The 22,671-nt window shown below is 55.7% G+C and carries 33 protein-coding genes and 1 tRNA gene; 10 read left to right on the plus strand and 24 right to left on the minus strand.

The features are described 5' to 3' along the window. The 3 genes from UR504_RS09365 to ureG are packed head-to-tail and all read left to right on the plus strand — an operon-like array spanning position 1 to position 1,841. Positions 1–540 carry a HupE/UreJ family protein gene (locus tag UR504_RS09365; protein WP_111963303.1) on the plus strand — a complete coding sequence of 180 codons (540 nt, stop codon included), beginning with the start codon at positions 1–3 and terminating at the stop codon, positions 538–540. After that, complete coding sequence (locus UR504_RS09370; RefSeq protein WP_271369573.1) at positions 540–1,214, plus strand: urease accessory protein UreF; 675 nt, start codon at positions 540–542, stop codon at positions 1,212–1,214. Before UR504_RS09365 ends, UR504_RS09370 begins: the two co-directional genes overlap by 1 nt. Before the next feature lie 9 nt (positions 1,215–1,223). Beyond that, complete coding sequence (ureG, locus tag UR504_RS09375) at positions 1,224–1,841, plus strand: urease accessory protein UreG (protein ID WP_014071813.1); 618 nt, start codon at positions 1,224–1,226, stop codon at positions 1,839–1,841. 44 nt (positions 1,842–1,885) lie between these two features. Here the strand turns inward: ureG and tsaD are convergent, their stop codons facing one another. Further along, positions 1,886–2,899 carry a tRNA (adenosine(37)-N6)-threonylcarbamoyltransferase complex transferase subunit TsaD gene (gene tsaD / locus UR504_RS09380; RefSeq protein WP_024906472.1) on the minus strand — a complete coding sequence of 338 codons (1,014 nt, stop codon included), beginning with the start codon at positions 2,897–2,899 and terminating at the stop codon, positions 1,886–1,888. A 236-nt stretch (positions 2,900–3,135) separates the two neighbouring features. On the opposite strand from tsaD, the gene rpsU reads away from it, so the two are divergent. From rpsU to rpoD, 3 genes are all read left to right on the plus strand, one after another. Continuing rightward, complete coding sequence (rpsU, locus tag UR504_RS09385; protein ID WP_001144069.1) at positions 3,136–3,351, plus strand: 30S ribosomal protein S21; 216 nt, start codon at positions 3,136–3,138, stop codon at positions 3,349–3,351. A 115-nt stretch (positions 3,352–3,466) separates the two neighbouring features. Next, positions 3,467–5,212, plus strand: a complete 1,746-nt coding sequence (gene dnaG / locus UR504_RS09390; RefSeq protein WP_302237563.1) for a DNA primase — start codon at positions 3,467–3,469, stop codon at positions 5,210–5,212. 165 nt (positions 5,213–5,377) lie between these two features. Then, positions 5,378–7,225, plus strand: coding sequence for an RNA polymerase sigma factor RpoD (gene rpoD / locus UR504_RS09395; RefSeq protein WP_023309228.1), 1,848 nt, complete (start codon positions 5,378–5,380; stop codon positions 7,223–7,225). 102 nt (positions 7,226–7,327) lie between these two features. Here the strand turns inward: rpoD and mug are convergent, their stop codons facing one another. Next, the gene (gene mug, locus UR504_RS09400) at positions 7,328–7,834 is read right to left on the minus strand and encodes a G/U mismatch-specific DNA glycosylase (RefSeq protein ID WP_006812011.1); all 507 of its coding nucleotides are present in this window, start codon (positions 7,832–7,834) and stop codon (positions 7,328–7,330) included. 124 nt (positions 7,835–7,958) lie between these two features. Between mug and UR504_RS09405 the strand changes: the two genes are divergently transcribed. Continuing rightward, a tRNA-Ile gene (locus UR504_RS09405) sits at positions 7,959–8,034 on the plus strand. 70 nt (positions 8,035–8,104) lie between these two features. Here the strand turns inward: UR504_RS09405 and UR504_RS09410 are convergent. The 9 genes from UR504_RS09410 to UR504_RS09450 all read right to left on the minus strand — a co-directional run bounded on the left by UR504_RS09410 (position 8,105) and on the right by UR504_RS09450 (position 15,158). Continuing rightward, entirely contained in the window at positions 8,105–8,305 is a 201-nt protein-coding gene (locus UR504_RS09410; RefSeq protein WP_029741756.1) for an ogr/Delta-like zinc finger family protein, read from the minus strand. 67 nt (positions 8,306–8,372) lie between these two features. Then, positions 8,373–9,527 (minus strand): phage late control D family protein, encoded by a 1,155-nt coding sequence (locus UR504_RS09415; protein ID WP_274240916.1) that lies wholly within the window; start codon positions 9,525–9,527, stop codon positions 8,373–8,375. Beyond that, entirely contained in the window at positions 9,524–9,988 is a 465-nt protein-coding gene (locus UR504_RS09420) for a phage tail protein (RefSeq protein WP_126303110.1), read from the minus strand. Before UR504_RS09420 ends, UR504_RS09415 begins: the two co-directional genes overlap by 4 nt. An 11-nt stretch (positions 9,989–9,999) precedes the next feature. Next, entirely contained in the window at positions 10,000–12,279 is a 2,280-nt protein-coding gene (locus UR504_RS09425) for a phage tail tape measure protein (protein WP_302237564.1), read from the minus strand. Further along, positions 12,272–12,391 (minus strand): GpE family phage tail protein, encoded by a 120-nt coding sequence (locus tag UR504_RS09430; protein WP_023616176.1) that lies wholly within the window; start codon positions 12,389–12,391, stop codon positions 12,272–12,274. Before UR504_RS09430 ends, UR504_RS09425 begins: the two co-directional genes overlap by 8 nt. A 32-nt stretch (positions 12,392–12,423) precedes the next feature. Beyond that, positions 12,424–12,732, minus strand: coding sequence for a phage tail assembly protein (locus tag UR504_RS09435; RefSeq protein WP_033146681.1), 309 nt, complete (start codon positions 12,730–12,732; stop codon positions 12,424–12,426). Between the two features lie 56 nt (positions 12,733–12,788). Then, entirely contained in the window at positions 12,789–13,307 is a 519-nt protein-coding gene (locus UR504_RS09440; protein ID WP_023309235.1) for a phage major tail tube protein, read from the minus strand. A gap of 11 nt (positions 13,308–13,318) precedes the next feature. After that, a complete protein-coding gene (locus UR504_RS09445; RefSeq protein ID WP_302237566.1) occupies positions 13,319–14,506 on the minus strand; it encodes a phage tail sheath protein in 1,188 nt (395 codons plus the stop codon). Between the two features lie 58 nt (positions 14,507–14,564). Next, positions 14,565–15,158, minus strand: a complete 594-nt coding sequence (locus tag UR504_RS09450; protein ID WP_271369578.1) for a recombinase family protein — start codon at positions 15,156–15,158, stop codon at positions 14,565–14,567. Positions 15,159–15,313: 155 nt separating this feature from the next. Here UR504_RS09450 and UR504_RS09455 point away from each other — a divergent pair, with 155 nt between their 5' ends. Genes UR504_RS09455 through UR504_RS09465 form a run of 3 tightly spaced genes read left to right on the plus strand, consistent with a single transcriptional unit; the run spans position 15,314 to position 15,837 of the window. Continuing rightward, positions 15,314–15,571, plus strand: coding sequence for a hypothetical protein (locus UR504_RS09455; RefSeq protein WP_232473032.1), 258 nt, complete (start codon positions 15,314–15,316; stop codon positions 15,569–15,571). Continuing rightward, the gene (locus UR504_RS09460; RefSeq protein WP_302238434.1) at positions 15,558–15,752 is read left to right on the plus strand and encodes a hypothetical protein; all 195 of its coding nucleotides are present in this window, start codon (positions 15,558–15,560) and stop codon (positions 15,750–15,752) included. Before UR504_RS09455 ends, UR504_RS09460 begins: the two co-directional genes overlap by 14 nt. A 13-nt stretch (positions 15,753–15,765) precedes the next feature. Further along, positions 15,766–15,837, plus strand: coding sequence for a hypothetical protein (locus UR504_RS09465; RefSeq protein WP_302238440.1), 72 nt, complete (start codon positions 15,766–15,768; stop codon positions 15,835–15,837). A gap of 1 nt (position 15,838) precedes the next feature. Here UR504_RS09465 and UR504_RS09470 read toward each other — a convergent pair whose 3' ends face one another. From UR504_RS09470 to UR504_RS09530, 13 genes are all read right to left on the minus strand, one after another. Continuing rightward, positions 15,839–16,438, minus strand: coding sequence for a tail fiber assembly protein (locus tag UR504_RS09470; RefSeq protein ID WP_302238436.1), 600 nt, complete (start codon positions 16,436–16,438; stop codon positions 15,839–15,841). Further along, entirely contained in the window at positions 16,438–17,487 is a 1,050-nt protein-coding gene (locus UR504_RS09475; protein ID WP_320739647.1) for a phage tail protein, read from the minus strand. Before UR504_RS09475 ends, UR504_RS09470 begins: the two co-directional genes overlap by 1 nt. After that, a complete protein-coding gene (locus tag UR504_RS09480) occupies positions 17,484–18,092 on the minus strand; it encodes a phage tail protein I (RefSeq protein ID WP_302236725.1) in 609 nt (202 codons plus the stop codon). Before UR504_RS09480 ends, UR504_RS09475 begins: the two co-directional genes overlap by 4 nt. Then, on the minus strand, positions 18,085–18,993 hold the full coding sequence (locus UR504_RS09485) for a baseplate assembly protein (protein WP_302236728.1): 909 nt from the start codon (positions 18,991–18,993) through the stop codon (positions 18,085–18,087). The genes UR504_RS09480 and UR504_RS09485 overlap by 8 nt, the downstream gene beginning before the upstream one ends. Positions 18,994–18,998: 5 nt before the next feature. Further along, on the minus strand, positions 18,999–19,349 hold the full coding sequence (locus tag UR504_RS09490) for a GPW/gp25 family protein (protein ID WP_023616182.1): 351 nt from the start codon (positions 19,347–19,349) through the stop codon (positions 18,999–19,001). Continuing rightward, a complete protein-coding gene (locus tag UR504_RS09495; RefSeq protein ID WP_302236732.1) occupies positions 19,346–19,987 on the minus strand; it encodes a phage baseplate assembly protein V in 642 nt (213 codons plus the stop codon). Before UR504_RS09495 ends, UR504_RS09490 begins: the two co-directional genes overlap by 4 nt. A 112-nt stretch (positions 19,988–20,099) precedes the next feature. Continuing rightward, positions 20,100–20,567 (minus strand): phage tail protein, encoded by a 468-nt coding sequence (locus tag UR504_RS09500; RefSeq protein WP_271369514.1) that lies wholly within the window; start codon positions 20,565–20,567, stop codon positions 20,100–20,102. Next, a complete protein-coding gene (gene lysC, locus UR504_RS09505; RefSeq protein ID WP_229226321.1) occupies positions 20,530–20,775 on the minus strand; it encodes an Rz1-like lysis system protein LysC in 246 nt (81 codons plus the stop codon). The genes UR504_RS09500 and lysC overlap by 38 nt, the downstream gene beginning before the upstream one ends. Continuing rightward, complete coding sequence (lysB, locus tag UR504_RS09510) at positions 20,663–21,088, minus strand: Rz-like lysis system protein LysB (protein ID WP_302236741.1); 426 nt, start codon at positions 21,086–21,088, stop codon at positions 20,663–20,665. The genes lysC and lysB overlap by 113 nt, the downstream gene beginning before the upstream one ends. Beyond that, a complete protein-coding gene (locus UR504_RS09515) occupies positions 21,085–21,594 on the minus strand; it encodes a lysozyme (RefSeq protein WP_274240925.1) in 510 nt (169 codons plus the stop codon). The genes lysB and UR504_RS09515 overlap by 4 nt, the downstream gene beginning before the upstream one ends. Next, entirely contained in the window at positions 21,578–21,799 is a 222-nt protein-coding gene (locus tag UR504_RS09520) for an HP1 family phage holin (protein ID WP_023616187.1), read from the minus strand. The genes UR504_RS09515 and UR504_RS09520 overlap by 17 nt, the downstream gene beginning before the upstream one ends. Beyond that, entirely contained in the window at positions 21,790–21,993 is a 204-nt protein-coding gene (locus UR504_RS09525) for a tail protein X (protein WP_274240926.1), read from the minus strand. Before UR504_RS09525 ends, UR504_RS09520 begins: the two co-directional genes overlap by 10 nt. Positions 21,994–22,171: 178 nt before the next feature. Then, complete coding sequence (locus tag UR504_RS09530) at positions 22,172–22,612, minus strand: DinI-like family protein (protein WP_274240927.1); 441 nt, start codon at positions 22,610–22,612, stop codon at positions 22,172–22,174. Between the last annotated feature and the right edge of the window lie 59 nt (positions 22,613–22,671).

Genomic DNA, 22,671 nt, shown 5'->3' on the forward strand with positions numbered 1-22,671 from the left:
ATGCGCAAGTTACTCCCTCTGTTACTGCTGGCTTTTTCCGTTCCCGCGCTCGCGCATCCCGGCCACGGCGCCGACAGCTTCCAGGCCGGTTTTCTCCATCCGCTGACCGGACTCGATCACCTGCTGATGCTGGCGGGTGCAGGCGTGCTCTCGGCACTGAGCGGCCGCAAGCTCCTGCTGCCGTTTGCCACCCTCGGCATGATGCTCGTTGGCGCTATTGCGGGCAGCCTGCTCGGCGGCTTCAGCGGCATGGAGATGCTGATTATCGCCTCGCTGGCGGTCTGCGGCGTGATGATGTTTAAAACTGAAAATCGCTTGCTGCTGGCAGTGCCTGCCCTGGCGATGTTCCACGGCTGGGCGCACGGCGTGGAGATGTCCGGCCACAGCTTCTGGCTCTTCACCAGCGGCTTTATGCTCGCCAGCGCCACGGTGCTGTGCGCCAGCTTTGCCGCAGGGCTGCTGCTGCGCCGTCACGACGGCCTGCGTAAAACCTTCGGCGGCGGGCTGATCGTCTCCGCCCTGCTGGCACTGATGAGCTGATGGATCATTCCCGCCAGTTGCTGCGCCTGATGCAGCTCTCCAGCAGCAGCCTGCCGGTCGGGTCGTTTACCTGGTCACAGGGGCTGGAGTGGGCCGTTGAGGCGGGCTGGGTCACGGACGCCAACGCCTTTAAACGCTGGCAAATCCAGCAGATGGAGCAGAGCTTTTTCTGCGTCGACCTTCCGCTGTTTATCCGTATTTATCAGGCCTGTGAGCAACGCTCTCTTACAAATGCAAAACGCTGGACGGCATACCTGCTCGCCTGTCGGGAAACGCGCGAGCTACGAGAAGAAGAGCGCAACCGCGGGGCGGCCTTTACGCGGCTGATTAAGAGCTGGGAACCTGACTGTCTGCCCGAATGGCTGCCGCTGTTTATGCAAAGCCAGCTCTGCGGCATGGCCTGGCTCGGCGTTCGCTGGGGCATTAGCGCGCGCGAACTGGCACTGAGTCTGGGCTACAGCTGGATGGAGAGCGCGGTCATGGCGGGCGTCAAGCTGGTGCCGTTTGGGCAACAGGCCGCGCAGCAGCTGATTATCGAACTGAGCGACCACTACGCCGCCGGGTTTGAACAGGCATTTTTACGTAGCGACGACGCGCTGGGGGCAGCAACGCCGCTGTCCGCCATCGCCTCGGCGCGCCACGAAACCCAATATTCACGACTATTCCGTTCCTGAGGAGTCAACATGGCTGATTACAAACATCCCCTGCGCGTGGGCGTGGGCGGCCCGGTAGGGTCGGGCAAAACCGCGCTGCTGGAAGCGCTCTGCAAGGCGATGCGCGATACCTATCATCTTGCGGTGGTCACCAACGATATCTACACCAAAGAGGATCAGCGCATCCTGACCGAAGCGGGCGCGCTGGAGCCAGAGCGCATCGTGGGCGTGGAGACGGGCGGCTGCCCGCATACCGCTATCCGGGAAGATGCTTCGATGAACCTGGCGGCGGTGGAAGCGTTGAGCGAGAAGTTCGGCAATCTGGACCTGATCTTCGTTGAAAGCGGCGGAGACAACCTCAGCGCGACGTTCAGCCCTGAGCTGGCGGATCTGACCATTTACGTGATCGACGTGGCCGAAGGGGAAAAAATCCCGCGCAAGGGCGGGCCGGGGATCACCAAATCCGATTTTCTGGTCATCAACAAAACCGATCTCGCGCCGTACGTGGGTGCCTCGCTGGAGGTGATGGAGCGCGATACCAACCGCATGCGCGGCGAGCGTCCATGGACCTTTACCAACCTGAAGGCGGGTGACGGTCTTGCGACGATTATTGCATTTCTGGAAGAGAAAGGGATGTTGCGGGTGTAGTCAAACGATCCCCTCTCCCTGTGGGAGAGGGTTAGGGTGAGGGATTACGCCTCCGGCAGTTCCGCCAGCGGCCAGCGCGGACGCACGGACACGCTCAGGTCGGACGTTGCCCCCGCATTAAGGCGCACCATCCCGGCGTAGGCGATCATCGCCCCGTTATCGGTACAGAATTCCGGACGGGCATAGAACACTTCCCCGCGACGCTTTTGCATCATCTCGGCGAGCTTCGCGCGAAGCGTGCGGTTAGCGCTCACGCCACCCGCCATCACCAGACGCTTAAAGCCGGTCTGATCCAGCGCGCGCTTGCACTTGATCATCAGCGTGTCCACTACCGCATCTTCGAACGCGCGGGCGATATCGGCGCGGGTTTGCTCGCTGTCGTCGTTATTGCGGATCGTGTTGGCCGCAAAGGTTTTCAGCCCGGAGAAGCTGAAGTCCAGCCCCGGACGGTCGGTCATCGGACGCGGGAAAACAAAGCGCCCTTCCGTTCCCTGCGACGCCATTTTGGACAGCATCGGGCCGCCCGGGTAATCCAGACCCAGCAGCTTGGCGGTTTTATCGAACGCTTCACCGGCGGCGTCGTCGATCGACTCGCCCAGCAGCTCGTACTTGCCAATGCCCGTTACGCTAATCAGCTGCGTATGGCCGCCGGAAACCAGCAGCGCAACAAACGGGAATTCAGGCGGATTCTCTTCCAGCATCGGCGCCAGAAGATGCCCTTCCATATGGTGAACCGGGATGGCCGGCACGTCCCACGCGAAGGCCAGCGAACGACCAACGGTTGCGCCAACCAGAAGCGCACCGACCAGGCCCGGGCCTGCGGTATAGGCCACGGCATCAATATCGGTTGAGCTCAACCCGGCCTCTTTCAGCGCCGCCTGAATCAGGGGAACCGTTTTACGCACGTGGTCACGAGAGGCCAGTTCAGGGACGACGCCGCCGTAGTCAGCGTGCAATTTCACCTGACTATACAGCTGGTTGGCCAGAAGTCCTTTTTCGTCGTCGTAAATGGCGATGCCGGTTTCATCGCAGGATGTTTCAATACCCAGTACACGCATGACTTGTTTTACCTCGTTTCAATACCGCGCAGTGTAGAGCCTGGGCGGGTTGATGTAAAACTTTGTTCGCCCCAGGAAGAAGGCTCGTGTATACTCCTCACCCTTATTAAAGTCCCTTTCAAAATCGCATCGGTGCTTTACAAAGCAGCAGCATTTGCAGTAAAATTCCGCACCATTTTGAAATAAGCTGGCGTTGATGCCAGCGGCAAACCGAATTTATTAAAGGTGAGAGTTACATGCCGGTAATTAAAGTACGTGAAAACGAGCCGTTCGACGTAGCACTGCGTCGCTTCAAACGTTCATGCGAGAAAGCAGGTGTTCTGGCTGAAGTTCGTCGTCGTGAGTTTTATGAAAAACCAACGACCGAACGTAAGCGCGCTAAAGCTTCCGCTGTGAAACGTCACGCGAAGAAACTGGCTCGCGAAAACGCACGCCGTACTCGTCTGTACTAATTGGTTGAGGGCCTCAGCCCTCAATTGACAGACAGAGTAATAGTCGTAAGGCCGTGCTTCCGGAAGGAATGCGCGGCTTGTTTTCGTTTATAAGTCGCTTAAATTTTTGGGGCATATGGCCGGAAGAATCCCACGCGTTTTCATCAATGACCTGCTTGCCAGAACCGACATCGTCGATCTCATCGACGCGCGGGTAAAGCTGAAAAAACAGGGCAAGAATTACCATGCGTGCTGTCCGTTCCATAACGAAAAAACCCCCTCCTTCACCGTAAACGGTGAAAAGCAGTTTTACCATTGCTTCGGCTGTGGTGCTCACGGTAATGCCGTTGATTTTTTAATGAACTACGACAAGCTCGAGTTCGTTGAAACCGTCGAAGAGCTGGCGGCAATGCATAACCTTGAAGTGCCGTATGAAGCAGGCAATGGGCCAAGTCAGATCGAGCGCCATCAACGGCAAACGCTGTATCAACTGATGGATGGCCTGAATTCGTTTTACCAACAGTCTCTTAAGCACTCTGCGGCTGAGCCTGCGCGTCAGTATCTGAACAAGCGCGGACTGAGCGACGATGTCATTGCGCGTTTCGCTATTGGTTACGCCCCGCCCGGCTGGGACAACGTGTTAAAGCGTTTTGGCGGCAATAGCGAAGATCGTAAATCTCTCATCGATGCAGGCATGCTGGTCACCAACGACCAGGGACGAAGCTACGACCGCTTCCGCGAACGGGTGATGTTTCCGATCCGCGACAAGCGAGGCCGGGTAATTGGTTTTGGTGGTCGCGTGCTGGGTGATGCCCTGCCGAAATACCTTAACTCCCCGGAAACCGATATTTTCCATAAGGGCCGCCAGCTTTACGGTCTTTATGAGGCGCAGCAGGATAACGCGGAACCTCCGCGTCTTCTGGTCGTCGAAGGCTATATGGACGTCGTTGCGCTGGCGCAGTACGACATTAACTACGCGGTTGCGTCGTTAGGTACGTCCACCACCGCCGATCATATTCAACTGCTGTTCAGGGTGACCAATAACGTCATCTGCTGTTACGACGGTGACCGTGCAGGACGCGACGCCGCCTGGCGTGCGCTGGAAACCGCGCTACCCTATATGACCGACGGGCGTCAGCTACGCTTTATGTTCCTGCCCGACGGTGAAGACCCGGATACGCTGGTGCGTAAAGAGGGCAAAGCGGCGTTTGAAGCGCGGATGGAGCAGGCTCAGCCGCTCTCCACGTTTTTGTTTAACAGCCTGATGCCGCAGGTTGATTTGAGTACCCCTGACGGGCGCGCGCAGCTCAGCACGCTGGCGCTGCCGTTAATCAGTCAGGTGCCCGGCGAAACGCTGCGCATCTACCTGCGTCAGGAGTTAGGCAACAAGCTCGGCATTCTTGATGACAGCCAGCTTGAACGTTTAATGCCTAAACAGGCTGAAAACGGCACGGTTCGCCCCGCGCCTCAGCTAAAACGCACAACCATGCGTATACTGATAGGGTTACTGGTCCAAAACCCCGAGCTTGCGCCGCAGGTGCCGTCGCTGGCGGGTTTGAACCACGAAAAATTGCCCGGACTCGGCTTATTTTCAGAACTGGTCAACACGTGTTTGTCTCAGCCAGGTCTGACCACCGGACAACTTTTAGAGCATTATCGCGGCACAAAAGAGGCCGCTACCCTTGAAAAATTGTCGATGTGGGACGATATAGCAGATAAGGACATTGCAGAAAAAACGTTCACCGACTCACTCAACCATATGTTTGATTCGATGCTTGAGCTGCGCCAGGAAGAGTTGATAGCTCGCGAGCGCACACACGGTTTGAGCAGCGAAGAACGCCGGGAGCTCTGGATGATTAACCAGGAACTGGCGAAGAAATAAGTCAAAGACAAAAGTATTTAACGGCTTAAGTGCCGAATATCGATCGGGAAGCCCCCGGCAGCCGCACTGAGAGGCAGCGGCAAAAATATAAGTACGCCCTCGCTTTAAAGGTTGGCAGCCCCATCGCCGACACCAATCAAACGAATTAAGTGTGGATACCGTCTTATGGAGCAAAACCCGCAGTCACAGCTGAAACTTCTTGTCCAACGTGGTAAGGAGCAAGGCTATCTGACCTATGCCGAGGTCAATGACCATCTGCCGGAAGATATCGTCGATTCAGATCAAATCGAAGACATCATCCAAATGATCAATGACATGGGCATTCAGGTGATGGAAGAAGCACCGGATGCCGATGATCTGTTGCTGGCTGAAACCTCCAACAACACTGACGAAGATGCGGAAGAAGCTGCTGCACAGGTACTGTCCAGCGTGGAATCTGAAATCGGGCGTACCACTGACCCGGTCCGCATGTACATGCGCGAAATGGGTACCGTTGAACTGTTGACCCGCGAAGGCGAAATTGACATCGCAAAACGCATCGAAGACGGGATCAACCAGGTTCAGTGCTCTGTCGCCGAGTACCCGGAAGCGATCACCTATCTGCTGGAGCAGTACGATCGCGTTGAAGCGGAAGAAGCGCGCCTGTCTGACCTGATCACCGGTTTTGTCGACCCGAACGCTGAAGAAGATATGGCGCCTACCGCCACTCACGTCGGTTCTGAACTGTCTCAGGAAGAGATGGATGATGACGAAGACGAAGATGAGGAAGAGAGCGACGACGACACCGCGGACGATGACAACAGCATCGACCCGGAGCTGGCACGTGAGAAGTTTGCCGAGCTGCGTACCCAGTACGAAGTGACGCGTGACACCATCAAAGCGAAAGGCCGCAGCCACGCTGCCGCTCAGGAAGAGATCCTGAAGCTGTCTGAAGTATTCAAACAGTTCCGCCTGGTGCCAAAACAGTTCGACTACCTGGTAAACAGCATGCGCGTGATGATGGATCGCGTACGCACCCAGGAACGCATCATCATGAAGCTGTGCGTTGAGCAGTGCAAAATGCCGAAGAAGAACTTCATCACCCTCTTCACCGGTAACGAAACCAGCGAAACCTGGTTCAACGCGGCTATCGCGATGAACAAGCCGTGGTCTGAAAAACTGCACGACGTGAAGGACGATGTGCATCGCGGCCTGCAGAAACTGCATCAGATTGAAGAAGAGACCGGCCTGACCATCGAGCAGGTAAAAGACATCAACCGTCGTATGTCCATCGGTGAAGCGAAAGCTCGCCGTGCGAAGAAAGAGATGGTTGAAGCGAACTTGCGTCTGGTTATCTCTATCGCCAAGAAATACACCAACCGTGGCCTGCAGTTCCTGGATCTGATTCAGGAAGGCAACATCGGTCTGATGAAAGCGGTAGATAAGTTTGAATACCGTCGTGGTTACAAGTTCTCCACCTATGCAACCTGGTGGATCCGTCAGGCGATCACCCGCTCTATCGCGGATCAGGCGCGCACCATCCGTATTCCGGTGCATATGATTGAGACCATCAACAAGCTCAACCGTATTTCCCGCCAGATGCTGCAGGAGATGGGCCGCGAGCCGACGCCGGAAGAGCTGGCCGAGCGCATGCTGATGCCGGAAGACAAGATCCGTAAAGTGCTGAAGATCGCCAAAGAGCCAATCTCCATGGAAACACCAATCGGTGATGATGAAGATTCACATCTGGGTGATTTCATCGAGGATACCACCCTCGAGCTGCCGCTGGACTCTGCCACCACCGAGAGCCTGCGTGCTGCGACACACGACGTTCTGGCTGGCCTGACCGCTCGTGAAGCGAAGGTCCTGCGTATGCGTTTCGGTATCGATATGAACACCGACCACACGCTGGAAGAAGTGGGTAAACAGTTCGACGTTACCCGCGAACGTATCCGTCAGATCGAAGCGAAGGCGCTGCGTAAGCTGCGTCATCCAAGCCGCTCTGAAGTGCTGCGTAGCTTCCTGGACGACTAATCTGTCCTGACAGTGAAAAAGCTCCCAATCGGGAGCTTTTTTTTGTTTATTCCCTCTCCCTGTGGAAGAAAGTCAGGGGTGAGAGCATCAGGCAGCAGGGGATTAAAGCCCCCGCACCATCAGCGCCTCATCAAGCTCCCTGTAGGCCTCCACCAGCTTATCCAGCGTCGCCCTGTTGAGCCCGCTCGGATTCGGCAGCACCCAGACCTGCGTCACACCGATAGTAATGTTCTGCTTACCCCACTTAGCGCCACGCTGGCTGAAAGCCTGCTCGTAGGCCTGCTTACCGAGGATCGCCAGCGCGGCCGGCTGATAGTCTTCTATTTTCTTCACCAGCTCACGCCCGCCGCTTCGCAGCTCATGGAGGTTGACCTCACTTGCCTGTACAGTCGGACGTTCGACCAGCATGGTAATTCCGCAGCGCGTATCCAGCAGGTGCTGTTCCTCTTCGGGCTTGAGTAACCTGTCGGTAAACCCGGCCTGGTAAATCACCTTCCAGAAGCGATTCCCCGGATGGGCGAAGTGAAAACCGGTGTGCGCCGAGGACTTGCCCGGGTTAATTCCGCAGAACACCACCCGCAGGCCAGGGGCCAGAATATCGTTGATCATCTTTACTCCCGCTGATACATCGTTATGGAAGTATAAAGGATTGATTATGCGTTGTTTATAAAAACAGCAGGCAGGTGCGAATGGCTGGATTGCTGCGGGGAGTTACTTTATAATTCACCGCCACGGCCCCTTAGCTCAGTGGTTAGAGCAGGCGACTCATAATCGCTTGGTCGCTGGTTCAAGTCCAGCAGGGGCCACCAAATTTTAGTTTTAGAATCATATGATTAAGCCACTCGACTGAGTGGCTTTTTTATTGGTTTTTTTGAGCAGCTAACCGTGGTTCAGCGAAGCCGTTCGGACACGCTCAGAGGCGCCCGGGGTTGCGATCAGGCGCTCCACGGACTCCATCGTCACGAACGTACAGCTGCAGTCCACATTGGTGCACTGGTGATAGCGCTCTTTGGTATTTTCACTTAGATAGCGACTGGTACGCGCATGCGCAGAGTGCTTGCACTTAGGACAATGAAACATGTACCCCTCCACTTAATTCACATTTTGTGAATTAATAATACCCAAAGTAAAACCAATAGCAACTACATTACTCACTATCAACAGTAAATTTTTCGTCGCTGACGTTCAGCTCAAGCTTAAGCTGCGTGGTAAATCCGCTATCGTTGAGGGTATGCACCACCTCGCTGATGATCCACGCCTGCTCGTCAATGACGCGTTTAAAACCGTTTACCAGCACCGGCGTTTCGGGGAACAGATCGGCGCGTCCCAGGGCAAGCTGGATGGAAAACTCTACGGTTCCCCGCTGAAGCGCGCGCCACTTAGCCTCTGCGGCCCTGAGCGCCTGCTCTTCAGAGGCATAAACCGTGGTGAGCTCAAATACGTTTTCCGCCGATCCCACCAGCCTCTCTTGCGGTTTCTGCTCCTTGCCTTCTGTTCGCGCTACCGGTGCGGCGGCATTCGGGTGCTGCAGTGCTTCTGTCGCCTGCCCTCCAGGTTGACGAGAGATACTCAATTGAGGATTTTGCTGTTTGGGGTCGCGCGTTTGCAGCCATTTGGCCGTTACGCCGGAATAATTTTCACGGTCAGCTATGGAAAAAAGGTGCTTATCTCCATCCCCACGTTCAATCATCATTAAGGAAAGCGGAGTGCCGCTGGCCGTCACGGCCTGGCCCGCTTTCATAAAGATAATCTTCCCGGCTTTGATTGAAACAAATGCTCCATTACGTTCAGCAAGGCGGGAGAGGAACGCCGCGTCTGTCTCCTGAGACTGGTCAATATGAGAGATGGCGATGGATGCAAGCCCCGACGCGACGCTGGCGGTCAACTGGTTACGCTGAGCGATGGTATCGACTATCGCGCCAATCGTCGTGTCATGCCACGACTGTTCGCGCCGCACGTTTAGCTTTCCACGAAAATCTGCGCTGAATCCCCGGATGGTCAGCGTGTCCGGCGCGCCCCGGAAATGAATCGCATCAATCGTAAAGTCCCCTTTCTCCTCGAGCGGGGTTCCCTCCCATCCCAGCCATAAGGACAGCCTTGCCCCCCGGGCAGGCAAGTCCAGCAGCCCGTCGGAATCATCCAGCACAATATCCAGCTGATCGGCTTCCAGCCCCCGTTTGTCGGTCATGGTCAGGCTGATAAGACGATGGCTGAAATTTTGCGTGATATCACGATCGTCAAGCTTAAGCATAAAATCAGGGGCGATTTTTCCACCCGCCCGGATATTCATTTCGGCGATCATCCCACCAGCCCTCCAATGCTATTCCGTGCGCTTTCCACCAGCTCTGAGGTCTGCGTTCGCAGGTCGCCAAACGTCGTCATCAGCGATTCGTCCACGCGTTTTAGCGACAGGGTAAACTCAATTTTTCGGGCGGTACCGTCACTGTAAAAATCCGAATGCGTGTGGGTGACTTTCTCAATGACAAACATGCCGTGAATGATGCCGGTACCGTCTATCAACGGCCATGCCCGCCCCTCATTTGCCATCAGCTCAACCGCCTTGAGCGAAAGCCGCCCTCCCGTGAGTTCCGGGTAAAGTAAGCCAGAGAGGCTAAAGGATGTCTCACCTTCGCCAAGGTACTGCCAGGCTTTGGGTTTCCCGATGCGAGCGCTGGATGCCCAGCGGTAGTCTTTGGTGAATATCATTGACTGATACGGTAAGGTTCGTCGTTCAAAGACAAACAGACCCAGCACCATTAACATTTTCTCTCTCCTCAACTATACATAAAGCTGGATTGCTGCCGTCTCGCTTTATCCTGTTCAATATTATCTATCGTCTCCCGGATTTGACGCGTCAGATCCGTTCCGGAGGCCGTGCCCCCCTGAAGCGTGATGTTATATTCGCTTTTACTCTGATCGACGTAAGAGCGTCCTCCAGTAGCGATGGTCGGCTGATACCCCAGGCTGCCGCCAGAGATCCCCGCGCCCGGAATATAAGCGCTGCCCGCCGGTGAGGATGCCGCTTCTGCTTTTGCCGCAGCGGCGTCGAGATCGCCCGACTCGTTTTTGATAATACCGAGCTTCTCCAGCAGCCAGCTGGCCTTGCCGCTCAGGCTATTAAAGAGATCAAGCGGGGCCATTAACGCATCGCCCAGCGCCTGACCAAAAATCACGCCAGCGTTTTTACAGCCATCCAGCGTTTCCTGCGTCGCCTTGATCGGCGTAATCAAGTCGGTGAACCATTGCCAGATACCGCCCAGCTTCTCCGAGATAGCGTCAAATACCGCCATCACCGGTGAGAACAGCGCACCCAGCGGTGCGAAAGCCGTCGAAAGCCCTTCCATCACCCCACCAAAGAAGGCGCTGATGGGCTCCCAGTATTTAAAAATCAGTAAGGCACCGGCAGCAATCGCCGCGCCAAGGGCAATCACCGGCCAGCTAAGGGCACCCAGCACCGTCATGATGGCGCCGCCCACCACGCTGAATACCGTTCCCAACATCCCGGCCGCGGTAATAACCATATTGACGCCCGTCAGAACCGGGCCGATAACCGTGCCTACGCCGCCCAGTACACCAGCAAACGCCTGCGCGCCGACAACGATGCTGGCGAGGGTCTGCGTCAGCTCAGGGTTGGCATTCACCCAAAGGGAGGCCGTGCCAAGCCAGCCGGTTGCGGTTGTTATCAGGTTGCGCAGAGTGCCATCCGCTTTATCAAATACATCAATCTTCAACCCGTTCCACACGGCCTGGAATCGGTTGATATCACCGTCAAGATTATCGGTCTGCACGGAAGCCGCGAGCGCGGTACTGCCCTTTGCCCCCTGCAACTGCTGGCGTTTTTCATCAAGCGATCCATCACCCGCAGCGGAAGCCAGCGCCCCCGCGGCTTTTATGGCATCCGGAGTCTGAACATGGCGCAACATCGCGCTGAGCGCGTCCCCCGCGGCAGCGCCTTTCATTCCTTTTTCTGCCAGAACGCCAAGCAGCGCGGTGGTCTCTTCAAGCCCCATACCGGCGGCACCCGCAGCGGGCGCAGCAGAGGTGACGGCCGCCACCATCTCAGCGAGGCTGGTATTCGAAGAGGTAAAACCGCGCGTAAGCACATCTGCGATGCGTCCCGCATCCATATCGCCCAGGCTATACGCGGCCTGCGTGCTGGCGATCATATCGGCGGCTTTAGCCGCGTCGACACTCCCCGCCAGGCTGAGGTTGACCGTTGGCGCGGTGGCCGCAAGCAGCCCATCGGCATCAAAGCCTGAACGAGTCAGTTCGGTTTGTGCCCGGAGGACCGTATCTGCAGGTACTCCGGTCCTGGCACTGACCTCCTGCGCCTGCTGGCGAATCGCCTCAAGCCGGGAATCCCCCTTCGCCAGGCCAAGGTTTACCTGAATGGCCGACATCTGCTTTTCAACGCTGATGCCTGGCGCCATAAACCGGGACGTCTGGTCAAAGCCCGCTTTGGCCATTCCCACCCCCGCATTCGCAAGCTGGCGCACCCGCGCGGTAACGCGTTTGCCTGACTCGTAGCGATTCTGAACGGTACTCAGCCGCTCCTGCTGCTGGTTGACGCGGGCCAGCGCATCACGCTGTCGGTTAAGCTGCTGCGTTTTTTCGCTGATGTGAGTTCGTAAACGACGCTCATCCGACGAGAGCGTACGCGTGTTGACTCCCGCCTGGGCGAGTTCAGTGCGCTGGCGCTGTACCGAATAGCGTAAGCTGTTGTACTCAAGCTTAAGGTCGGCCGCCGATTTTCGGGCTGCAGTCAGCGCATCAGCCTGCGCCTGGCTGGGGTTTTGCGTGTTTTTAAACTGCACCGCCAGCGCCGCGGCCTGCTGTTTCGCCTGAGCAAGCGACTGCTCCGTCGTGGCGAGCCGGGCATTTGCTTTTCTGAAGCCGTTAATGCGCCCCGCCTGCTCATCGAGCGCCCCCAGCGCCGTCTGCGCATCGCGGATATCGCTCGCGAGAGTGAGGCTGGCGTTCTGGAGAGCGTTAAGCGGTCGGGTTGCCCGGTCAACTGCCTTAAGCAGCTCCTGAAGACTGACATTATTACTCATGGTGGTTTCCGCTTCGCTGCAGCGCTTTTTCGCGCCATAAGAGGAGTTCGGTCACGCTCAGGGAGTACAGTTCTGACGGCGGCCAGTGAAAGATCACCGCGATATCCGCCATCAGATCGTCGACCGATAGATTTTCGGGAAATTTCAGCGAGCCGAAGCCGGTGACAAAAAACCGATCACCTTACCTGCAAAAGAGAGCAGATCGCAGGCATCCAGGCGCGCAACCTCATGCTCGGTCAGCGCCGGCGAGGTCATTCGCGGCAGCACCTTAATCAGCGCATCCACGTCAGATTGCGCCAGCGACGCCAGCGATACGCCGCGCAGGGTCCCCGCATTGGGTTTTGCGACGGTCACCTTTTCGATTTTTTGCTCGCCGCGCTGAACGGGGCTATCAAGCGTGACGATATGTGGGTTTTCACTTTCGTTCATGGCGGTCTCGTTGATATGTTCCATTTCGTTACTCTTCAGAAAGTTAACTCACCGGCCGGTAATCCCGGCCGGTTAAAGGGTTACAGGCCGATGGCCTTACGGTGTTCTGCCAGGCGATCGACGCCGTCGACTTTGAGCACCATGTTGATGATGTCGATTTCGATGATCTCTTTGCCATCAATGGTCAGCTGGTAATAAGCGCATTCGGTGGACATCTTGGTGGTGCCGCTCTCGCCCTGCTTGTTTTCACCGCCATCAAACTCTTTATGACGGCCGCGCATAACGATTTCGACGGCGGAGATTTCGCCGGTGTCATCGCGCTGATAAGAGCCGGTAAAGCGCAGAGGCACGCTGTCCGCGCCCGGAGAGGCGTACTGCGCCCACAGCGCGGCGTCCGGCAGACCGCCAACGGTCCACTCCAGCGCCAGAGCATCATCGTCCAGGCCGAGATCCACAGAGACCGAGCCCGGCATACCGCCGCCGCGATACTTCTCCAGCTTGCGGGTAAGCTTCGGTAAGGTCACAGACTCAACAACGCCCATATAGCTCAGGCCATCGTTGAACATATTCAGATACTTAAGTTTGCGTGGTAACGCCATACATCGGCTCCTTAGCTGTTAACCGAATCTGACAGGTCTGCCAGATAGGTATCGGTGATGCGCTGGCGCAGGGTCAGATTTTCCAGCGGCGGGACAGGGGTGTAGTCGTAATCGATATACAGTTTCCCCGCTTTCAGGGTGGTTGCATCATTCGACTCAGGGTCATACCAGCAGGAGCCGTCGACGATATAGCCGTTTGTTTTCAGCTCGCGGAACTTGGCATTAATACCGGAAACGATGTCGCGGATAAGCGTTGGCGTGATAGGTTTATCCATCGCCCACGCATGCGCTTCCGCCATGGTATCGGCCAGCACCTGCGCGGTACGGGTGTAGTTTTCAAAGACGAATAACGGATCGTCAGAGCAGGTACGGTTACCCCAGAATTTGAAGCCGTCGTTGCGAATCAGCGTGGTGACGCCCGCCTGGTTGAGCAGGTTCGCATCGGTAGCCTGTTCCTGCAGATCCCAGGAGACAGAGGCGCTTACGCCCGTGACGCCGTTGACGCCAACGTTTGACAGGGTTTTATGCCAGCCCATGGTCTGGTCAATTTTGGCGCGCAGGCCAAGCGCGCGAGCGGTTGCCCAGGCCGTCGTCGTTGCGTTCGTGGTGGTATCCCATGCCAGAAAATCAGGATGGATAACCATCAGCTCGCGCTGGCTGAAGTTTTTGCGGTAGTCGATCGCCTCAGAAATGGTTTTACATCCCCATGCGCTGACATAGCCGAACGCGCGCAGGCTCTGGCACATCGCGGCCAGTGCGGTCGCCACTTCCTGAGAATCCAGCCCCGGGACGCCGAGAATACGTGGCTTAACGCCGGTCACTGTTTTCGCGGTCAGAAGCGCCTTCAGACCGGTATATTTACCGTTTTCATCAGTGGTACCGATGATGTTGGAAATGGTCTGCTTGCGCGCCTCTTCCGGGGTTTCTGCGGTGCCTTCAGCCACACGAACAACAACGACAGCCGGTTTACACTGGTCGGCGATCGCCTGCAGAGAAGCGGACAGCGTCCCCGCCTTGCCGGCTTTCGCAATCGCATTTTGCACGTTGGTAATGAGCACTGGCTCGTTTAAAGGAAATGTCTTGTCGTCAGCATCGCTGGCCGTACAGACCATACCGATGATCGCCGTCGAGACGGTGGAAATGGTGCGGGTGCCATCGTTGATTTCGATAACTTCCACGCCGTGGTGAAAATCACTCATCCGTTTAACTCCTTGGTTGGTTGGTGAGTGATATTGTCGCGGTTGGAGTTGTTATGGGCTAACTGTCACCGTCCAGCGGTGACTGGCACAACGATTGTCCGACTATCGTGGCGGGGAATTTTTTATAAAGCGTGGAAACACCCACATCAAAAATTAACGCAACGCGCTGCCGGGATTCTCCGGCAGCAATCAGTCTTCCAGCCTGAGCCCATTCCTCCTGCGTCAATTTAGGGCGTCTGCCACCAATTCGTCCCTGTTCTCGCGCTGCGGCCAGCCCGGCGCACGTCCTCTCGACAATGAGTTCGCGCTCCATTTCAGCAAGCGCCCCCATGATATGGAAGAAGAAACGACCCATTGGCGTTGAGGTATCAATGCTATCAGTCAAACTGCGGAAATTAATGCTTCGCTGGCGTAGTTCCTCGGTCATTGAAACAAGGTGGCGCATACTGCGCCCGAGCCGATCGAGTTTCCATACAACGAGAGTATCGCCCGCATTCAGCTGTCTGAGGGCACGATTGAGCCCTGGTCTGTTTGTCGATTTACCGCTGATTTTATCTTCAAAAATGAGCTCACATCCTGAACGCTGCAGCGCGTCACGCTGTAAGGCGGTGTTTTGTTCATTTGTTGACACGCGTATGTATCCAATAAGCATGGTCTTTCTCTCCGTCAAAACCGGAAATCATGCCATTTAATGGATAAACACGCATTTTCGAAAACCTTGGTTTGGGAGGAGCTAAATACGTAACCAGTCGAGGAAGTAACGCAAATGGAGCTTGGGTAATATGGTCGGATGGAGCCATTGAGGTTATGGGGTATGGTGTAATCCTTGATAACGGCCTGGCAACCGTTAATTACCCAATTGCGCTACCAGGTATAAGCCGCTATATCAGCATTGCCGAACGTCTCTCTGCTGATCCTGGCACAGCGCCCAACTTTGCTCATTCATCAATGATCATTGATGCTTTAACAACAAATATCGGTTTCAAAGCTCGTTGCACAATGGCCGCAACGGGTGCCCCATCAAATAATGGTTTTTCGTGGAGAGTTTACTATGCGCCTATTTAATCCGATCACGATGACGGAGGTCATTCATGGTTTCCACGATACTGTTGGTGCTATAGAGCTCCCTGAAGATAACTGGTTTTTCACAATGCGGGAAATACCTGAGGGAATGCGGCTTGAAGTCAATGAAAAAGGTGAACCAACTCTTATGGAAATTAAATTTGATGTATCAGGCAACGAATAAATGAATACGTTTCCTGGCTGAATGCAGAAAATATCAGGTGCTGCTGATGATTATTGATACATCAAAAGCACCCGATATTGAATGACCTATACCTCGGGTTTCGGTGGAAGGTTAAGATTCGGAGCGGTATCGGTATCAACCTTAGTTAACTTATAACGATACCGCTGCCATTCAGTCAGACGTGGGATATCTGCATCATCAATGTAGCCTCCAGCCTGAGCATCTACCAATGGTGCGATAATTGCAGATGCTTCCGCTAGCAATGCAGTTTTCTGCTGTTCAGCCTTTACCACATCCGCAGAGTGTTTCGCTTTTGCGTCGGTTATCCACTCGCTGCCACTCCACTTATCATATGGCGTTCCAGGGGCTTCTGTAGTCGTATCTTTCGGATAATCACCCGGCAGGGAAATCGTGACTCGTTGACCTGTCTTCGTGCTGTATACAGTTTCACTACGATGATCGGCGAGGTACTCCCATGCGCTTAAGTCAGAGGTGCGACAAATGGTAAAACCTTCTTTAGATTCTCCAGGCGCATCAATACATGATAAGGCTGGAATACCTACACCTTCCGCTAAATATTCAACGGATGAAGAAAGGTATTCGCGCGTCTCACCATCATAATTAAACACAGTAATCTCACCGGCCATAATGGCGATATGTTCACTGTTTAATTTTGCCATCACCATTATGCGGCCCTCACGATGTAGTTAAATGCGATGTTACGCGGGCGAGCGCCAAATGATGACCTTTGCCCTGTAATTGAGGAAATCATTCCAGCGGTACTAATATGTGACCATGATGGGCTATTGTCGACAACGCTATCGAAATCACTCACTGCAATATAAGCAGTTCCATCAGAATAACCGCCAACAAACATCCCAATCCCAGAACCAAACTGAGCTGACAGCAAACCCCTCCCGCTATCTATTCCTCTGCCATCATCCCAGCCACGGATAAACTCAGCGCGAAGGTCTGGCAGTTTGAGGGCAGGATAAGCAAGCGCAAGCTTCGGATATTGGGAAGCCGTGAACGCAGCTCCATTGCACTTAAGCCACCCCGTCGGTGGAGTTGCTGACGGCCACGGAACGGGGACGCCAACCGGCAAAGCGGAACCTTCTCCCAAACCAAGGTTTTTGAGAACCTCAGCACTCAACCCCGCATCGGCAATTTCTTTTAACGCATTGGCGATTAAGGGATACTGTTTATGCGGATTATCAGCAGCAATATGCTTTTTCATCTGATCGTCAGCGTAGCCCTTAACCTCAATAACTTTATTGTCAACATACTGGCGCGTTGCCAGCACAACTGATGGATCAATTTTCAGGGAAATTGACGATGTGCTCGACACAATCAGAATCATGCGAATGGTCTGCGTGCGGCCACTTCCTTCCTGCAGCTGAGGCTTGTATGTTTCCGGGCAGTTAGCTACGGCGATCAGAATGCCATCGTCGTCATAGAGACCGATCTCTCGGATCCAGAAACCGCCCTCGTTCTCGGGAATTATCTGTTCAGCGATGATCTGGCTGGTATTATTTGGGTCAACAGCGAGCAGGTTCAGCGGCGCTATGCGTTTTTGGTTGACGAGCTTCGTCTGCGCCGGATCGGGGGTTGGCAACGTTCCGTTGGCGTCGCCTATCGCCATTTGCGTCAGGTTGAGTTGCATACCAAGTGCCGTCGCGTTAGCTAGCCGCGCCGCGCCCTGATTCGTCAGTATGGCAAAATATTTTGCGGTCATGCGTTCACTCTCAGGTTATCAATCAAATGGATGGCCGAGGCCGGGTAGTAATCACCACCGACAATAAGTTCCTCAGTGGTGTAGGGATAAACAGCCAGCACATCGCCGTGATAGCATCCTGCGCCAACATAAAACTCTCCCGTTGAGCTCAGGCTGATAGCCAGCCCGGTCATATGTCTACTTGCCGGTTTGGCATCTTCAATGAGCCGTTCAAGCTCCTGATACATTTCGTCAGTGATGCCGTTATCAAGCACACCGACAACCAGACGGAATGTCCCTGGCTCCTCACCGAGCTGCCACCACTCGCGCACCTCAATCAAAAAGCCAAGCGGTTCCACCACGCGACGCAATGCGCTGATGGTTCCTTTGTGCTGATGGACGAAAAATGAGGACATAATGACGCTGCGTTTGGTGCTCTCCGGCCACGCCTCATCCCAACGGTCTACCGACAGCGCCCATGCCAGGTAGGGAAGTAAATTCACCGGGCACGCGCTGGGGTTCCATAACGTGCGTAGCGGTACCGGCACACGCTCAATATTCGAGAGCGCAGCGGCAGCGGCGATTTCCAGCGGTGAGGACCCAACGGGTAATAACCTTTCACTCATCCGAACCCCCGATCGCTATCTGATACGAGGTACAGTTCGATGCCTGCGACTTACTCAGTACAATGTCAGAGTGGGGAGACTCCAGTTCAACGCGCTGCACACCTTCAACGTGAAGTGCTGCATAGATGGCCGACAGACGGATATCGCGTCCAAGGCGATGCTGCGCGCTGATATAATTTTGCAGCTTCTGCTCTGCTGCCTGCCTGATAGGTTCAGACTCTGGTCCGGGATAAACGTAGAGCGTTGCGTTTATCTTGTAAGGCACGATTTCTGCTGACTGAACAGTCACACGATCGCCGACCGGGCGGACGGTTTCAGCGTTAAGCGCTTTTTCAACAACCGCCAGTAGTTCAGGACGAGCGGTACCATCACCCTCACGGGATAACACCGAAATCGTCACATACGCAGGCTGAGGGCTTTCAACCGAAACGTCAGCGACCCGTCCGTCGGCGCTTCGACCATGATATTCATAGGCTCCAACCGGCCCCGCGACGCTCAACCCTTCAAATGCCTGCTGCGCACGCAGTCGCAGGTCAGCATCAGACTCCATGACGGCAGCCGTTGGCGGAATGGTAGTGTCATCGCCCGGGGTGATGGTCAGGCGTTCGGTATTATTGTTTCCCGCAATAACGTCCAGATCGTGACCGGAAGAATAGGCCAGCGTCACGGCCAGCGCAGCCTCATTAACGCGCTGGCGCCAGATAACTTCCCGGTAGGCGTTCTCCTGCAGAAGCTTCACAATCGGCTCGGATTCCAGCGTCAGCGTCCGTGTGATCGCCTCTCGCTCCTCTTCCGGATAGAGGGAGACAAAGGTGGCCTTTCGTTCTGCCAACAGCGTTTCATAATCCACCTCCTCCACGACATCAGGCGCGGCGAGCTGGCTCAGATCAACAATAGCCATAGCGTTTAACTCAGTGAAATGGTGATAGAAAAGGATTGTCCGGAGGTCGGACGCGTGCCGGTGATATCGACATACAACGTCCCGTCGTTCTCCGAACGTTCGAAAGTGATGGCCGTCAGGCTTATCCGCGGCTCCCATTTCTGGATGGCGGAATAACAGGCGGCCATGATCTGCAGGCGCAGCGCCGGGCTCTGCGGCCTGTCTATCATCGCCGCCAGCAGCGAGCCGTAATCCCGGCGCATGACCCGCGAGCCAATCGGCGTAACCAGAATGTCGCGCACGCTCTGCCGGATGTGGTCAGCCTCTGAAAGGCTTAGCCCGGTCTGCCTGTTCATTCCCCTGTAACGCACCGTCATTGTGTCCCCTTAGTCCAGCTTCCGCCGCTTTGCACGCTGCCGTGCGCGTGGTTGTCCACCTGCACTCCGTTGGAGGTCAATTTACCGCCGGAGTGCTCAATATTTCCGCTCATCACCCCGCCCTTCTGCACTTCCAGCGAGGCGGTAATTAACTTGTTGGTACACACCACTTCAGGCGTATCCAGCGTGATGCGGGACGTTGAGATCACCCGCACCTCCGGCACGGTGGCAGTCAGCGATTCAGAAGCGGAAATGTCGGCCGTTTTAATACCTGACACCTTCAGCGCCCCGCGTCCGGGTTCGTACTCGATCACCGCGCCGTCAGGAAACGAGACGTGGAACGCGTCAGGCGACCCGGACGGCGCCGGATGGTCGTCAGAGAAAATGCCGGGCAGCACAAAGGCAGTATCCAGCTCACCGCCGATGGCCAGCAGCAGCACCTGCTCTCCCTCGGAAGGGGCCCACCACACGCGCGAACGTCCCGCACGGCAGGTTAGCCAGTTCAGCCAGGTGGTTTTCATCCCGCCGGTCTGGACACGGCAAAGCCCTCTGTTGAGGTCAACGTCGGTCACAACACCGATACGAATCAGATTGCGGATCGCGCGAGCGATACCGTGCATGGAAGTTAATGTATTCATGAGAAGAGAATGCCGTTCAGGAGGAACGGCAGCAACGAGACGGGGTTTTCTGCGGGATGATACAACAAGCGGTCCAGACGGCAGGCGGCTGGCGGCCTTCAGCGTGGGGAGCTTAGTCCTCCCACTGGCTGACCAGCTCACCGTTGATGTACAACGCCTTCGGACGCGTGACGCGCTCCGGCAGCGGCGGCTCCGGGGAATAGGTCGCGTGCAGAACGCCCTGTTCCTCGGAAACAAGAATGCGCTCGGTTAATTGCATGCTGATGCTGATATCCATCGTAGCGTCATCGTTTAAGACGATCGCGAAGGTATATCCGTTTTTGCGTCCGTCATCGAGGGTAAAAATGTCCGGCTGGTTTTCCCGCAGCCAGGCCAGCACCGGGACAAAAAAGCCCTCGCTGTCGCCGGTGAAACCGTTGACCTTCGCGTTCAGCGCATACCGTTTTTCAAAGGAGAGCGAGGAGGCCTGGCGGGCGTCTATATTGCCGCTGCCGACCGACATTTGCAGGCGCTCCGGGTTGGCATTCAGTTGGGGGATCGCGTCAATTAATGCCTGACGCAGGCTCTTGAGTTTGTGCATCGAGTTTATCCTGACAGTCTTTAATGGTTTCAACCTGCAGCGCGCAGGCGATAAGGGCGTACTCAAGCCTGCGAATATCGGCGCTGAGATCGCCGTTAGTGGCGGGTTCGCTTCCCGGCATCGGGCAGCGGCTCACCTTCGGGCAGGCGTTGTAAACAATGGGCTGCGGAGGCGCAGGCGGTGCGGGTGTGCAACCTGCGGACAGCATCAGGCAGCTGAGCGGTATACCAGCGGCGTAACGCTTCATTTTCATTGAGTAATCTCCCGATAGTCGCTTCCCGTCTTGCCCTCTCCTCGCCCGCAGCGACAAGCTCCTCACGGAGCCTGACCTGGGCGTTTTCATTTGCTCTGGCCATCCGCTGTGCCAGGAAAAGCTGTTGATTAAGCTCGGCGAGAGCGTTTTTTTGCTCGCTGTCAACCCGGTTCGCGGTGGCTAAGGAACGGGAAAGGTTCAGGTTGTCATGACGAAGCCACAGCGTGATGGCCAGCAGCCCGGCCAGCGCCAGCATGAGCGTTCTCATGGCAGCCCGTTCATGCACCAGGCCATCTCGCGGACACGGCGGTTTTCCAGACCGGTATTTTTGACGCCGTTGACGTACACCCAGCGGGTAAGCTGTTCGCACGCCTGCGACCACTGTTTACGCTTAATAAAAGACACCAGAGCCGAACGGCAGGCGGCGCCTGCGCCAACATTAAAGGTAAAACTCACCAGCGCGTCGTAGACCCGCGGCGGCATCTCCACCGGCGCGCACGTCGCCAGCCGTCGCTCAACGTTGAGTACATCAGCAACCAGATTTACAGCGGCCTCACGCTCGGTAATGTCCCGCGTCGGCACAACGTTTGCCGTGTGGCCAATGCCTGACGTCCAGACCCCAGCGCTGCACCGGTAGGGCGAGAGGCGACAACCTTCGAGATCGGCAATCAGCGCCAGCCCCTCAGGGGACGTTTTCAGTAATCGAAAATCGGGCATCAGCACCGCCAGGGCCAGCACGCCGGCGACGCTGCAACGCTTAATGATTGAGTTCACGAATGCTCTTCTTATCGAGGCCCAGCGACTGGAGATAGCGCCAGGTTTTTCGCTTAAACCAGTAGTTCGTCAGCGCGGTAAAAATGGCGCAAACACTCCCCACGTACAGCGCGACCTTTTCAGGAGACATCGCCCCGAACCAGGCCAGCGCCACGGCCAGCCAGTAGGCGATAAACGTGGTGATTTTCTCCAGGCTCAGTCCCATAGATTTACGGATTCTTTGGTGGGGGCGCTATTTACCTCCGGCATCTCTACCGGCTTACCGTGAGGCAAGATAACGCCTGACTCCGCGAGGCCAGGATTGGCCTTCAGAACGGCTTCTACGACGCCAGCCGTGCGCCCATAATAGCGGGCACAAACGGCATCAAGCGTGTCCCCCTGCATTGCATAGATCTTCATCAGACGCTCCTAACATCCGGTTACCAGGTACCGTAGAGTTTCCCGGGCTGGCGGCCTTTTCGCTATCGCTGATGGATGGACAATCACGGACACAACAGACCGTCCACAAGCAGCGAAGCGTGGGTCAACGAAAGCGTAAAATCTGAATGAGGGCGTGCGTTCGGGTAATGACGCTGGGCTAGCGCCAGCTCTCGTCTTCCCAGACTTCCCGGAGAATATTATTCAGCATCTCACGATCGGCTTCTCCTTCAAGCCCCTGGAGCTCTACTCCCGTCATCGATCCTATTTTCACGGTCACTCGCGATGACGGGAACAGGGACCTTATTCGGCGGGTCAGTTCGTTCTGGAAGGCCTCGACGACGCCATGGCCAATCTGCTGGTCTTTATCGAGCGTAATGTTCACCCGAACGTTACCCTCTTTTTTGATTCGTTCCGGAACAGGCGATGCTGAGAAAACAACGGTAAATGCGTTGTTTTTGATTAAATTTCCCCGCGCAATCTCAGCAATCAAATTCAGGGCAATCTCACGATCTCTTTCCTGACATGTTCCTTCTGTCGTCAGTCGAGCAATCATCTCGACACGTTCAATCATGACCTGCTCGTTCAACTCTCTGTCCACACAACCTCCACCACGAGATACTGTACAAACATACAGTAGCACGTATTCATAAAAAGAGT

The sequence above is a fragment of the Enterobacter sp. 241F3 genome (assembly GCF_034106785.1).
In the GTDB taxonomy this organism is placed as follows: domain Bacteria; phylum Pseudomonadota; class Gammaproteobacteria; order Enterobacterales; family Enterobacteriaceae; genus Enterobacter; species Enterobacter vonholyi.

Bases quoted from the DNA above. Each gene is read 5' to 3' on its own strand.
- UR504_RS09365 (WP_111963303.1), top strand. From the start codon at position 1: ATGCGCAAGTTACTCCCTCTGTTACTGCTGGCTTTTTCCGTTCCCGCG.
- UR504_RS09370 (WP_271369573.1), top strand. From the start codon at position 540: ATGGATCATTCCCGCCAGTTGCTGCGCCTGATGCAGCTCTCCAGCAGC.
- ureG (WP_014071813.1), top strand. From the start codon at position 1,224: ATGGCTGATTACAAACATCCCCTGCGCGTGGGCGTGGGCGGCCCGGTA.
- tsaD (WP_024906472.1), bottom strand. From the start codon at position 2,899: ATGCGTGTACTGGGTATTGAAACATCCTGCGATGAAACCGGCATCGCC.
- rpsU (WP_001144069.1), top strand. From the start codon at position 3,136: ATGCCGGTAATTAAAGTACGTGAAAACGAGCCGTTCGACGTAGCACTG.
- dnaG (WP_302237563.1), top strand. From the start codon at position 3,467: ATGGCCGGAAGAATCCCACGCGTTTTCATCAATGACCTGCTTGCCAGA.
- rpoD (WP_023309228.1), top strand. From the start codon at position 5,378: ATGGAGCAAAACCCGCAGTCACAGCTGAAACTTCTTGTCCAACGTGGT.
- mug (WP_006812011.1), bottom strand. From the start codon at position 7,834: ATGATCAACGATATTCTGGCCCCTGGCCTGCGGGTGGTGTTCTGCGGA.
- UR504_RS09410 (WP_029741756.1), bottom strand. From the start codon at position 8,305: ATGTTTCATTGTCCTAAGTGCAAGCACTCTGCGCATGCGCGTACCAGT.
- UR504_RS09415 (WP_274240916.1), bottom strand. From the start codon at position 9,527: ATGATCGCCGAAATGAATATCCGGGCGGGTGGAAAAATCGCCCCTGAT.
- UR504_RS09420 (WP_126303110.1), bottom strand. From the start codon at position 9,988: ATGTTAATGGTGCTGGGTCTGTTTGTCTTTGAACGACGAACCTTACCG.
- UR504_RS09425 (WP_302237564.1), bottom strand. From the start codon at position 12,279: ATGAGTAATAATGTCAGTCTTCAGGAGCTGCTTAAGGCAGTTGACCGG.
- UR504_RS09430 (WP_023616176.1), bottom strand. From the start codon at position 12,391: ATGGCGGATATCGCGGTGATCTTTCACTGGCCGCCGTCAGAACTGTAC.
- UR504_RS09435 (WP_033146681.1), bottom strand. From the start codon at position 12,732: ATGGAACATATCAACGAGACCGCCATGAACGAAAGTGAAAACCCACAT.
- UR504_RS09440 (WP_023309235.1), bottom strand. From the start codon at position 13,307: ATGGCGTTACCACGCAAACTTAAGTATCTGAATATGTTCAACGATGGC.
- UR504_RS09445 (WP_302237566.1), bottom strand. From the start codon at position 14,506: ATGAGTGATTTTCACCACGGCGTGGAAGTTATCGAAATCAACGATGGC.
- UR504_RS09450 (WP_271369578.1), bottom strand. From the start codon at position 15,158: ATGCTTATTGGATACATACGCGTGTCAACAAATGAACAAAACACCGCC.
- UR504_RS09455 (WP_232473032.1), top strand. From the start codon at position 15,314: ATGGGGTATGGTGTAATCCTTGATAACGGCCTGGCAACCGTTAATTAC.
- UR504_RS09460 (WP_302238434.1), top strand. From the start codon at position 15,558: ATGCGCCTATTTAATCCGATCACGATGACGGAGGTCATTCATGGTTTC.
- UR504_RS09470 (WP_302238436.1), bottom strand. From the start codon at position 16,438: ATGGTGATGGCAAAATTAAACAGTGAACATATCGCCATTATGGCCGGT.
- UR504_RS09475 (WP_320739647.1), bottom strand. From the start codon at position 17,487: ATGACCGCAAAATATTTTGCCATACTGACGAATCAGGGCGCGGCGCGG.
- UR504_RS09480 (WP_302236725.1), bottom strand. From the start codon at position 18,092: ATGAGTGAAAGGTTATTACCCGTTGGGTCCTCACCGCTGGAAATCGCC.
- UR504_RS09485 (WP_302236728.1), bottom strand. From the start codon at position 18,993: ATGGCTATTGTTGATCTGAGCCAGCTCGCCGCGCCTGATGTCGTGGAG.
- UR504_RS09490 (WP_023616182.1), bottom strand. From the start codon at position 19,349: ATGACGGTGCGTTACAGGGGAATGAACAGGCAGACCGGGCTAAGCCTT.
- UR504_RS09495 (WP_302236732.1), bottom strand. From the start codon at position 19,987: ATGAATACATTAACTTCCATGCACGGTATCGCTCGCGCGATCCGCAAT.
- UR504_RS09500 (WP_271369514.1), bottom strand. From the start codon at position 20,567: ATGCACAAACTCAAGAGCCTGCGTCAGGCATTAATTGACGCGATCCCC.
- lysC (WP_229226321.1), bottom strand. From the start codon at position 20,775: ATGCTGTCCGCAGGTTGCACACCCGCACCGCCTGCGCCTCCGCAGCCC.
- lysB (WP_302236741.1), bottom strand. From the start codon at position 21,088: ATGAGAACGCTCATGCTGGCGCTGGCCGGGCTGCTGGCCATCACGCTG.
- UR504_RS09520 (WP_023616187.1), bottom strand. From the start codon at position 21,799: ATGGGACTGAGCCTGGAGAAAATCACCACGTTTATCGCCTACTGGCTG.
- UR504_RS09525 (WP_274240926.1), bottom strand. From the start codon at position 21,993: ATGAAGATCTATGCAATGCAGGGGGACACGCTTGATGCCGTTTGTGCC.